This window comes from Micromonospora sp. NPDC005197 (genome assembly GCF_040608295.1).
Lineage (GTDB): Bacteria > Actinomycetota > Actinomycetes > Mycobacteriales > Micromonosporaceae > Micromonospora.
On sequence record NZ_JBEXHY010000048.1, the window covers coordinates 30,035 to 42,260 of the forward strand.

A 12,226-nucleotide genomic window follows, 5' to 3' on the forward strand; every position below is an offset into this window, starting at 1 on the left:
GCCGCCGGCGCCAAGTCGTGACTGCAGGCTTTGTGACTCGCGCGAGCAGCGCGATCTCGCGCTGCGACATCAACTCCGCCTCCATGGCTCACCTCCTCGCTCTGGCGGTCACGGTACGAGTCCTGGAGTTTCGAAGACGAACGTAGATCTGTTATCCCCGGATAACACTGTGTAGGGCAGTGTAAGCGGCCAATCTGCGGTTCCCTCGATGCGCCAACGACATCAGGGGGTCTGATGAACGACACGCTTACGCTCTACCAGGAGCTTGTGGACCGCCTACAGCGGTCCCAGGTGCCCGGCCCGGTCAACGAACTGGTTCTTGCCGCCTTCCACGGCGAGCAGGTTCTCAATGACGTACTGCGAGGTGAAGCCCTACCGCCGTCGCCCGAACCGGGTGAGGCGGGCGGTGCAACGCCGCAGGCATTCCTGGAAGAGGTCCGACTTGCCGGCTTCCGCGGGATCGGCCAGCAGGTCACGGTCGGGCGGCTGCCCAAGACCGGGCTGACCGTGTTCGTGGGCCGCAACGGCTCCGGGAAGTCCAGCATCGCCGAGGCCGTCGAGTATGCGCTGACCGAGGACTCCCTGCGCTGGGCGCAGCGCCCGCCGGCCTTCCGCGAGGGCTGGCGGAACCTGCACCACGACGGCGCATCGGAGATCCGCCTCAGCCTTCGGCTCGACTCCGGCGAGCAGGTGACGACCCACCGCACCTGGCCGGCCGGGGCCACCGATCTGACCTTCGCGACGGTCACCACGACCACGGGCGGCGCCGCCATGCCGTCTGGTCAGGTGCCGCAGTGGATTGGCCAGGCCGCCAGGTTTCGGCCGTTCCTGTCTGCCCGCGACCTCGAACGGGTCATGACCGCGAAGCCGGCCGAACTGTACGACGCGATCGCGCCGATCCTAGGTCTGGGCCCGCTGCGCGACACCGACGCCCGGCTGCAGCAGCGGCGCAAGGTCTACGACGACCGGGCCAAGGCGCTCAAGGCGGCCTTCACCGAGCTGCGCGAACAGCTCGGCCAGATCGACGACGACCGCGCCCGCGACGCCTTGAGCGCGCTCGGCGCCCGTCCGCTCCGCGCAAACTTGACTCTGCTGGCCGACCTCGCTTGCAGCGACACTGCCACGTCGGAGGAACCTGCAGCAGCAGCCGCCCGGCGGCTCGCCGAGCAGGACTTGCCCGACTTGGGAGGGGCGCTGGTCGCCCTCGCCGAGTCTGCCGCGGCGATGCGGGAGGCGACTACGACCGACAGCGGCGCCGCGGATCGGAGCGCTCGGCTGCTGCGAGCCGCGCTCGACGTGCACCATGATCGTGGGAACGGCCCTTGCCCGGTGTGCCGAGTCGGGACCCTGGACGAGGACTGGCGTACGCAGGCCGAGGAGGAACTCGCCAGAACGGCCGCGGTCGCCGCAGCGGCACGCGCGGCCCACCAGTCTCACGCGCACGCCCGCCGTACGGTTGACGGGCTGCTCCGTGACATCCACCGGTTGCTGGAACCGGCCGCCGCCGCGCTGGCGCCCCAGATCCCTGGGGAGTGCGCGGCGATGCGCGACGCTCTCTTCGGGCTCGGCCCCGATCGGGCCGCTTGGGACAGTGTCGTCGCGGCGCACACCACCCTCGTTAAGGCGGCGTCCGAATGGCTCGCCCAGCGTCACGACGCCTGGCGCGAGCCCGGCGCCGCGATCCGCCGGTGGGTCGACGCCGCGACCGTAGTCCGTGCCGAGGCACCGGCCCTGGCTCTGCTCACCAAGGCTCGTGCGGCTCTCGACACCGCCGAGAAGGCGATTCGGGCCGACCGGCTGAGCAGCTTCGCCGCGCAGTCGGACCGGGTGTGGCAAAAGCTGCGGCAGGAGAGCAACGTCGACCTGCACCGGCTGCAGATGGAAGGAGTGAACAACACTCGCCGGGTCCTGTTCCCCGTGGCCGCCGACGGTGTCGAGACCAACGCGCTCGCGGTGATGAGCCAGGGCGAGCTGCACGCCCTCGGCCTGGCGGTCTTCCTGCCCCGTGCCTGCGCCGAGACCAGCCCGTACCGGTTCGTGATCATCGACGACCCGGTGCAGAGCATGGACCCCGCCAAGATCGACGGCTTGGCCGAGGTGTTGCGGGAGGTCGCCCTGACCCGGCAGGTCATCGTGTTCACGCACGACGACCGGCTGCCGGAAGCGATCCGCCGCCTCGACATCGAGGCCGACGTCCGGGAGGTCACTCGCCGCGAGGGCTCGATCGTCGAGGTCCGGAAGGTCTGCGACCCAGCGGACCGCTACCTCGACGATGCCCGCGCCCTGGTCGCCGCGGAGATCTCGGACGAGGCGAAATACCTGATGGTGGCAGGGTTCTGCCGGTCCGCGATCGAGTCGGTGAGCATGGATCGCTACCGGGCCGCCGAGCATCGGCGCGGCACGCCCTACCAGGAGATCCTGGAAGGGCTCAGTCGGGTGCACACCGTCAAGGACCGGCTCAGTCTCGGGCTCTTCGGCCGTGTCGTACCCCGTCCGGAGCTTTTCGCGCGTCTCGACCGTGACTACGGCCCGCAGGCCACCCGGACGGTTAAAGCGGTGGCGGAGGCGGTCCACGGCCATCGGAGCATGCCCGTCCGGGCGATGGTCACCAACACGGCTGCGCTCGTGGGGCGGTTGCGATGACGACGTCCCTGTACCTCGCAACCGCCGACCTGATGCTCACCAGCGTCATCCGAGGCGCCCGCGGCGCCTGGCCCCGTGCGTGCGCGTGGCTGCTGCGCCACGAATTGGAAGCGGCGATGGACCGGTACTGGGCCCGGGCCTGTCCGGAGATCGGACGGACCCGGGTGCAGCGGCCGAAGCTGCTGCTGCTCGCCCACTACGCCGGCCCCGACCTCGGGCGCCGGGCCAGCTACCTGTGGTGGGCGCTGTCCCGCGCCGGGCACCACCACCACTACGAACTCGGCGTCACCGCAGCCGAGCTGACCCGGCTCCGCGCCGAACTCCTCGACATCGTCGCGCTCCTGGACCACTCGGAGGCCCCCACATGCTGAAGCGAGATCAGGCCATGCTGATCCTCGGCGTTGAGGCGCTGGCCATCGTCGGCGTCGTCTACTACCTCGTCACGCTCGACCTCATCAGCCTTGCCTGGTCGGCGTCGATCGCGATCGCCATCCCGGCCTGGCTGCTCGCCGTGAAGGCGCCGACGACGTGCGGCGTGACCACCCAGAACGGCGGCCGGTGCGGACGGAAGGTCAACGGGGTGATCTTCGGCTGCGGCCGGTCGAGCCACACCTGGGCCAAGTTCTTCGCCCGCTTCGGCTGGCGTCGTCAGCCTGACCCAAGCAATCGGCGGAACCGGTCCATTGAGGCTGCAGAGGTCACCGAGGTGGTGATGGTGAAGATCGCCGAAGACTGGAAGAGCACCGTGGCGTTCTGGCTCGCCCTCACCGCGACTACATGCGCTCTGGTCAGTGCCACCGTCGATGCCACCAACTTCCTTCGCGGACAGGAGCCGCCGAAGCCGCCGGCCGTCACCTCCCGATGAGAACAACCTGTCCACCTCACCTATGTCTCGACGGCCCGTTTCCACCAGGATCGCCTGATCCAGCCTCTCCTTGTGCCGGCACCACCACCTGTGCGAGTTGGCCTGCACCGACGCAAAGCCGCACGACCGGCCAGGCAGCATCCCGGCCTGCTGCTTGATGAGCCGACACGGCACTGGGTCCAAGTGAACTATGGAGGTTGCTGATGGGGGTCGCTCCGATGACGTCGCTGTCAGAAATCCGATGCGTAGATGAACGTGTCATGCGCCCTATCCTGGAGGGCTTTGCCTCGGGCCGACGGCCCGGCGGATCAGCACTGGTGTACGTCGACTGACTTGGAGACAAGATGCTGTTGACCCAACCGGATGTACTTCACCTCGTTGAACAGGCCGCCGGCCGGTGGGCAGACCAACTGATCGACTTCGGCCCACGCAACACGCTGCTCTACTTCAAGGAGCGACAGAACACCACCCTCGATCTCACTGACGCAGCTCCCAGTGTGGTCGCTGACCTGCTCCGGGGGCAGAAGGTTCGCCTGCGGACGCTGTTCCCGGACCAAGACCGGCACACCACCGCCTGCAACACTGCCCGCAGCCTCCGCCGGAAGCTGGTCGAGCTGGAGGAGGAACAGGGCATCCAGGCCGGTTGGGTAACCCGCGGCCTGCTCTGCATGGTCGGTCCATACACCCGCGGCGCCGTGCCGATGCAACCGCTGCGGGCACCACTGATCCTGCAGCAGCTTGCGCTGGACAGCAGAACGGCGACCGAGAACGACTTCACGCTGGAGCTGCCGGAATCATCCGAGATCAACCCCGTCCTCCTGTACGCGCTGGAGCGGCAGTACGGCGTGGAGGCGGACATCAGCACCCTCGGCGAGAAGCTGAGCGCGATGCTGTCCGAGATCGCCGACCCGGACCAGCAGTTGAGTTCCGCCTACGAACTGATCGCCGAGGCAGTCGCTCCCAGCGGCTTGTCTCTCCGGCTCGAGCACGCGGTGGTTGCCGGCGTCTTCAGCTTCGACAAGCTCGCCATGGTCAAGGATCTGCGCAACTCGGCCGAGCTGCTGGCATCACACCCAGTGATCGGCGCAATGGCGGGCGACCGCGACGCTCGGCAACAGCTGCGCACCGAGCAAGCTCAGGGGTCCAGCTCCAGTGCCGATCGGATCGATCCGGCCAAGGAGTTCCTGGTCCACGACGCTGACTCGTCTCAGCAGTCGGCGATCGACGCGGTGCTGTCCGGCCGGCATGTGGTCATCGAGGGTCCACCCGGCACGGGCAAGAGTCAGACGATCGCGAACATCATCGCGTACATGGCCGCGATGGGACGCAGCGTGCTCTTCGTCTCCGAGAAGCGGGCCGCGATTGAAGCGGTGATGAACCGCCTTGGCGACGTCGGGCTCGACAACCTGGTGTTCGACCTGCACGACCGCAAGATTAATAAGCGGCAGGTCGCCCGGCGCATCGCCGACGTCCTCACCCAAGCCGGCGCCGAACCACCTGTCGACACCAACGAACTGCATCGCCGCCTGCACAGCCGCCGGGCCGCGGCAAGACGGCACCCGGCCGAGCTGCACGAGGTACGGCAGCCCTGGGGCATGAGTGCTTTTCAGGTCATCGAGCAGCTCCTCGCGCTTCCGACTTGCGACGTCAGCGGCTACAACCTGCGCGCATCCGAGCTGCGGAACCTCGACCGATCGAGGCTCGAGTCCGCGCGGGAGGACCTTCGGACGTTCGTGGATCGTGGCGGCCTGAGGATCTGGCGCGGGGAGTCGCCGTGGGCGAAGGCTGCCATCCGCACCCCAGACGATGTCGGGAAGGTGCTGGTGCATCTCGACGAACTCGCGGCCGGTGCCCTGCAGGGCGCTCAGCGCCAGATCCGAGACTTGGTAGACCGGGCGGGGCTGGACGTACCGGACGACCTCGCTGCCTGGAGAGATTTGTTCGACCTGCTCAGCGAGGTCGACCGCGCCATCGCCAGCTATGGCGAGCAGGTCTTCGGCCCGGATCTGGACGACTTCGTTTACGCAACAGCACCAGGGCGATCCCGGCCGCGCCGGCCTGAACCGCTCGGCATCTTCCGCCGATTCCAACTGCGCCGCGACCTGCGGCGAACCTGTCCGGCCGCTCCCCGGAAGCGATCCGAGATGTACCAGGGCCTCGTCGCTGCACTGGACCAGCGTGAGCGGTGGCGGAAGCTCAGCCGTCAGGACAGCGCACCCACTGCTCTGACCGGCGCCGACCTGTGTATGTCGTCCTTCACCCAGGTGCGGAACCACCTCGCTGCGGTGGCGGCATGTGCCCGAATCGACGGCCTTGAGCGTGGAACCACCACCACCGCGACCAACACTCTCGCCGAGTTGAACGCCGACCGCGAGACGTTGTTCCTGATGCCCGACCTGAACAAACAGCAGCAGCTGTTCCGCTCGTTGGGGCTGAGCCACATGCTCGATGACCTGGCCACCCGGCAGGTCTCGAGCGACGAGGCAGCCGACACCCTGCTGCGGTCCTGGTTGCAGGTGGTCCTCGACGAGATGCGCATGCGGGTCCCGTACCTCGGTCAGTTCGTCGGGCAGCAGCATGCCGCGGTGGTTCAGGACTTCCGTGTGGCGGACAGCCGGCACATTGAGATGGCCGCCCGGCACGTGCGTCGCAACGTCGCAGTGAACCTCCGGAAGGCCCGAGACGCCTATCCCGACCAGAACGGCCTCGTCCGGCGGGAGGCGGCCAAGAAGAGCCGGCACCTCTCTCTTCGGAAGCTGCTCAGCAGCGCACCGGAGGTGCTCCTCGCCGCCTTCCCGTGCTGGGCCATGTCACCACTGGTGGTCAGCCGCATCCTGCCGGCCGAGCGGTCGTTCGACGTGGTGATCTTTGACGAGGCGAGCCAGATCGAGCCGCACGACGCGGTCGCCTCGATCATGCGTGGCACTCAACTCGTCGTGGCCGGCGACCCGAAGCAGCTCCCACCCACGCCGTTCTTCCGGCGCCTCGTTCAGCAGAGCCCGGCTGGCGAAGACGATGATCTCGGCGACGAGAGTCTCGAGGACTACGAGTCCATTCTTGACGTCCTCGGTGGCCTTATCTCAGACCGGTTCCGCTTGACCTGGCACTACCGCAGTCGAGACGAGCGTCTGATCGCATTCTCGAACGTCGAGATCTACAACCGGTCCCTCGTCACGTTCCCTGGCGTTCAGGTTGGCAGTCCGCTGCGCTTGGAGACGGTGGACGGCCGTGTCGCCCCCGGGCAGGGCGGTTCATCAACCGAGGAGGTCAACAGAGCGGTCGAGTTGATTCTCGAGCACGCCGAGCAGCGACCAGACGAGAGCCTCGGCGTCATCACCATGGGGCAGAAGCACGCCCTGCGGATTGAAGCGACCCTGCGCAGCCGACGCCGCGAGCACGAGCACTTCGACGACTTCTTCTCGCAGGACCAGGCCGCGAGCCAGCGGTTCTTCATCAAGAGCCTGGAAAACGTCCAGGGCGACGAGCGGGACGCCATCATCCTGAGCATCGGCTACGCCAAGACTCGAGACGGCCGACTTCCGCTGCGCTTCGGACCGCTCAACCAGGAGGGCGGTGAGCGGCGCCTCAACGTCGCGGTCACTCGAGCGCGGAGTCGGATGACCGTGGTGAGCGCCTTCTCCCATCACGATATGGACCCGAACCAGACCGCGGCGACACGGAACCGCGGACCCGAACTGCTCCGCCGCTACCTGGAGTTCGTCGACCTCGGCGGCGACCTCGGCGCGCGACAGCACACCGGGGTCGAGCTAAACGGCCTCGAACGCAGCGTGCTGAAGGCTCTCCAGCAGCAGGGCATCAACGCCGTGCCGCAGTGGGGCGTCTCCGGCTACCGCATCGACCTGGCCCTCGCCCACCCAGACCAGCCCGGCCGCATGGTCCTCGCTGTGGAGACCGACGGTCATTCGTACCACCAGGCACACAGCGCCCGGGACCGGGACCGGCTACGCCAGCAACACCTGGAGCGACTCGGGTGGGAGTTCCACCGGGTCTGGTCGACCGACTGGTACGTGGATCCAGCCGGCCAGACAGCGCGGCTCGTCGCCCGCTGGAAGCAGGCGGTCGACCGCGCCAACCACGCCGCGAGGAGCCACCCCGTACCGCCGGCCCGCCGGCCCGCTCAGCCACCATCACCGCCGGCGACCCGCCGTGGCCCACGCCCCGACGTGCCGATCGGTTTGCGGATCACCGACTACACGCGGGAACAGCTGGTACAGATCTGCACCTGGCTGGTGAGCGACCAGCTTCAGCGTGATCGGGATGAGCGCCTCCAGGAGGCCATGACCGAGCTCGGCTTCCGTAAGCGGGGCTCAATCATCCTCCAGCGCCTGACCGAAGCACTCGACATCGCGCAGCAGCGCGCCGACCGGGAGGTGTCCCGATGATTGCCCTCGACCCGCTCACCTTGGAACGCGTCGCTCGCCTGATCTGCGACGTCGATGGTCCCTACGAGCGGACCGGTACGCAGATCGAGCGATTCCTGCACCGAGTCCGGTGGCCTGGCGATCCGCAATACGACGGCTCTCCGCGGATCCCCTGGCTGACAGAAGTACTCAATTCCCATGCCAACGATGCCGCCGCCCTCGACCGGCTGCTCTGTCGCAGCGGTGATCCGCTGGAGTACGACGGCGGCGTCGAGGCCGCCGAACCGATCGCGCAGGAGCTGAACCGCATCCTGGCCCCCGAACAGCTCACCATCACCTACATCGGCGGGCGTCCCGTGCTCGGGCAGCTCAGCCAGAGCAGCGACGTTCCCCTGTACGGACCGCCGCCAGATCTCCATGAGCGGGTGCGACGACTAACCGGGAACAGCAAGGCGGTCGACGTTCTTATGGCGCGCGCCGACGAAGCGTCGATCTGCCAGAACAACGGGGCCTACGCGCTGGCGATCATCGGCATCGGCAGCTTCGTCGAAGGGCTGCTGCACGTCGTGGTAACTGACCGCGACGAGACCGTGCGAAGGAACGGCCTGGTCGACCGTAACGGCCGACGGGTTCGGGCCGAACGGGCGGGTCTTCACCTGCTCCTCGAGTACGCGCATCGGAAGGATTGGGTCCAGACCGACGCCAAGGACTTCATGGAGAAGGTCCGGGACTACCGCAACTTCGTCCACCCCCGTCACCAGATCGACTACGGGCTCGTGCCCGACCTGGACACAGTGCGGATGTGCTGGGCTCCTGTGCACGCGCTTCTCAATGACCTGGAATCCGCACCATGATCAACATTCTATTTCGGTAACCAGCAAGCCAACGGATTGACCTCTCCCTGTCCAGATGTCGACCTCGACACCGCCGCTGCTACTCCAGCTTCCGAACCAAGGCCAGGTGCTGGAGTAGCAGGCGGAGGTCAGCGGGGCCGCATCGAGCGAGTGCGGCGACGCGTTCGGCGCAGCCCTCTCGCCTGTAACCCCTCGGGACGGCGCAAATGCTCGGTTTCAGATCTGTGTTCACGACCCAGCACGAACGGAATCATCTGCAGCCACTGGTACGGGAACAACTCGACCGTTGGATAGCGGGCCCCAAGGGCTGGGATCCTTCTGCGCTTCATGAGAATCGGTGGGCGACCATCGGCGACAACGTCAGGGCCCTTCTGCTGCAGCACGAGGGGCAGGATGGATCGACATCAACGCGCGTACGGATCGTCGAAACGAAGCCGGACGGGCAGTGGATCATCCAACTGACCGTACACTCGCCCAACGCGAGAGAGCGGGCGGCGTGGGCCTGGATCGACATCGAATCACCCGACCCCGACAGTGAGGACTCACGCAGCCGCCCCCGCCTCGCAGGCACCCCCCGCTTTCTCGCGCCCATGCTCGAAATCATCGATGCCTGGGACGGTGCCGCACGCCTCACGACGCGACCAATCGTCATCCGCGGAGACGAAGTCGACGAGGTCCACCGAGCCCTCATCGACACCGAGCGACGAGGTGTCGTCTTCGTCGCCGGCAACGACGACTCGCTGCCTCCAGTCCCATGGACGAACCGGATCGCCAACCTGACCCGGTTCACCATCGGCATGGCCTCGTGCTACGTGCTGGACGGGGAGGCCACACGGTTACTCAACGCCCGGCTCGGCCAGGCCCACGCCGTACTGCCCGGCCGGCTGCGTACCTATCGCTCTCAGGCGCAACCGGACTCCGCCGTCGACGGACTGCGGCACCGAGTGCTGAGCGCCGAACGGATCGCCGACGACAACGAACAGCCCCGGCTCGCGCGAGTCCTCGCATCCAACGCCCAACTTCAGGCTCTCGAACAGCCGCTACCCGCATCGGTGGCACGGGTACACCGGATGCTGGAACGTCTCGCCGACGACATCCTGGTGCACCGGCTCGGCGATGTCGGTTCGAAGCGGCCAGCGCTCGTTCCGTCGCAGCCCCAGGCGTCGGCCGTCGAGACGCGAGAGAGCGATCGCCGACAAGATGACGTCAGCGCGCAGCAAGGCATGTTGCTGGACTACCTGAAGATCAAGGTAGGGGTCGATGACCTGACCGTCGACCGAATCGACGAGATCGTTCGCCTGATCGAGGTCGGTCGTTCATCGCAGGAGGCGCAGAAAGACATCGCATCCCGACTCGCGCAGCTCCAGGCCGAACTCGATGAGACGCAGAAGGCGTATCACGACGTCAAATGGCAGCTGGATGATGAGCAGATCGAGAACCGGGACGTCGTCGACCGCCTGACCCGGTCTGCGGAGACTGAACGGACGCTGCGCCACCGGCTCGCCTCTATGGGGCAAGCAGAGGTGGCCTGGACGACGCAGCCATCGGAAGCGGACGTCTCCCGGCCGGACAGCTTCGGCGATTTGCTCCGTTGGCTGCCAAGGCTCCAGCACGTCGTGTTCACGGGCAATCCTGACTGCGCTGAGGAACTCGACAGCAACGACCCCCTGGGCGCCTGGGCTTCGAAGACCTGGGACGCGTTGTTGGTGCTCCAGAACTATGCAGCGGCGAAGGCAGACGGGCGCTCGGCTCGGGACGTGCATGGCTTCCTGGAGAACACTCCAGATGGCTGCCACGAGTGGCCGACGCGACGACACGCCCGTGACGAGAGTGAGGAGGTTCGAACCAACCCGGCGTTCTGGAGGAAGCGGGTTCTACCCGTGCCGGTCTCCGTCATTGCGGCGGGCGAGGTCTTCATGGGTGCGCATTTCAAGATCGCTCAGTTCGCGATGATCAGCCCCCGGATGCACTATTACGACGATACGGCGCAGAGCGGGCGGATCTATGTCGGCTACATCGGCCGGCATCTACCGACCGGACAGACGAACTGACGGCCACCGAAGGCAATCGCTGAGCCACGGCATCGAGGGCTGCAGTACCTACGGCTGGCTCGGGTCGTACACCTGTCAGCTGGTGGCGCGGTAGAGCTTCACCCCGCCGCTGGCATCCGGGGGGCTGGCGACTGCGGCGTGTTCGTTGACGAGCCACGGTGTGAGGCCGGGAGCGGTTTCCCGGTCCTCACCGGTGCGGGAGTCGACGATGACGGGGCCGTTCGCCGTACGGCCGTAGACGGCTCCGTGCCAGGCGGTCGTGACGGTGGGGGCGATGCGGTTTGCCTTCTTGTCGGGTAGTTCCCAGAGCCACTTCCCGCCGTCGTCGAAGGCGCCCGCCCAGTCCTGGCATTGGTTCTGGCAGATCGTGACGCTGCGGCCGTCGTGCAGGCAGGTGATGTTGTAGGCAGTGCTGCTGGTGGCTGCTGACTCGTCCAGCAGTCGGCCGGTCGCGGCGTCGAGGAGGCGGAAGAGCTGCTTGCGTCCTCGCGATGCTCCGGTCGCGGTCACGATTTTCGGACTGCCCGGCTTAATGGTGATCGTCTCCGCCGGCCCGGTATGCCAGCGCTCGGCACCGCTGTCGATGGCGAGCGCACGTGCCACCGCGTTCTTGGCGTCAGTACCGACCGCCACATCGCCAGCGACGGCTCCGAGGGCGAAGTCTGGACGGCGCCAGACCTCGCGTCGATCATCAAGGTTCACGGCAACGGTGTCGGTGCCGACCTGGGCGACGACCACGGGGCCGTACGCGCCGACGACGACCGGGTGCTTCCGGGTCAACGTGTGCTGGTCGTCGTCACTGGGCTCGATCTCGATGCGTTGAGCCTCATGCCCGGTGCCGGCATCAGCAGCGAGGACTTCGATAACCGGGCGCGGCGGTGTCGTGCCTTGACCAGGCGCGGTGGTGGCGAAAGCCGTCACCACACGGCGCTGCGCATTGAGGTCGGCCAGCACCGGCGGTTGGGCGGGGTTGCCGCCGACGAACGGGTTCTGCGTCGACGGCGACAGCGCAGGCTCGTGCGCGGGTCGCAGCGTGCCGGTGACCGTGCCGGAGGTGACGTCAACGATTTCCAACCGGTCCACTGATGAGATCCAGACGCGCTTCCCTTCGAGTAGCACTGGTAGCGGCTCGACGCGTTCTCCCCCCAGGTTGATCTTCGACAGCGAAGCGCTGTCAGGTAGCGAGATGGCATCAGTCGTGTCGAAGGTGCGCGGCGGGTCGAAGGTCGGCCGCTCGCTCAGTGCGCTGGCGGACGCTTGGGCTGGTGGCTGTTGCGCCTCCGGCGCGGTTCCGCAGCCGATGGTGGCGGCAACGACGCCCAGGCTTACGCCGAACTGGGCCTGCCCCGTTTTGACGGACATCCGAGAACAGGGGACCTGGGGTCTCCGGGAGGATGTCCATCATCATGGAGAGCATGGGGAAGAAGCGGC

At 67.1% G+C, this 12,226-nt stretch carries 7 protein-coding genes; 6 read left to right on the forward strand and 1 reads right to left on the reverse strand.

What is annotated here, in order from left to right:
- The first annotated feature begins 234 nt into the window (after positions 1 to 234).
- The 6 genes from ABZU46_RS17605 (at position 235) to ABZU46_RS17630 (ending at position 10,795) form a co-directional block, all read left to right on the forward strand.
- A complete protein-coding gene (locus ABZU46_RS17605; RefSeq protein ID WP_354858895.1) occupies positions 235 to 2,643 on the forward strand; it encodes an AAA family ATPase in 2,409 nt (802 codons plus the stop codon).
- Positions 2,640 to 3,014: a hypothetical protein gene (locus ABZU46_RS17610; protein WP_354858897.1), complete on the forward strand. Its 375-nt coding sequence runs from the start codon at positions 2,640 to 2,642 to the stop codon at positions 3,012 to 3,014. Before ABZU46_RS17605 ends, ABZU46_RS17610 begins: the two co-directional genes overlap by 4 nt.
- On the forward strand, positions 3,008 to 3,508 hold the full coding sequence (locus ABZU46_RS17615; RefSeq protein ID WP_354858900.1) for a hypothetical protein: 501 nt from the start codon (positions 3,008 to 3,010) through the stop codon (positions 3,506 to 3,508). The genes ABZU46_RS17610 and ABZU46_RS17615 overlap by 7 nt, the downstream gene beginning before the upstream one ends.
- A gap of 344 nt (positions 3,509 to 3,852) precedes the next feature.
- On the forward strand, positions 3,853 to 7,911 hold the full coding sequence (locus ABZU46_RS17620) for an AAA domain-containing protein (RefSeq protein WP_354858903.1): 4,059 nt from the start codon (positions 3,853 to 3,855) through the stop codon (positions 7,909 to 7,911).
- On the forward strand, positions 7,908 to 8,744 hold the full coding sequence (locus tag ABZU46_RS17625; RefSeq protein ID WP_354858905.1) for a hypothetical protein: 837 nt from the start codon (positions 7,908 to 7,910) through the stop codon (positions 8,742 to 8,744). The genes ABZU46_RS17620 and ABZU46_RS17625 overlap by 4 nt, the downstream gene beginning before the upstream one ends.
- Before the next feature lie 224 nt (positions 8,745 to 8,968).
- Positions 8,969 to 10,795: a hypothetical protein gene (locus ABZU46_RS17630; RefSeq protein ID WP_354858908.1), complete on the forward strand. Its 1,827-nt coding sequence runs from the start codon at positions 8,969 to 8,971 to the stop codon at positions 10,793 to 10,795.
- Positions 10,796 to 10,870: 75 nt separating this feature from the next.
- Here ABZU46_RS17630 and ABZU46_RS17635 read toward each other — a convergent pair whose 3' ends face one another.
- A complete protein-coding gene (locus ABZU46_RS17635) occupies positions 10,871 to 12,157 on the reverse strand; it encodes a hypothetical protein (RefSeq protein WP_354858911.1) in 1,287 nt (428 codons plus the stop codon).
- Between the last annotated feature and the right edge of the window lie 69 nt (positions 12,158 to 12,226).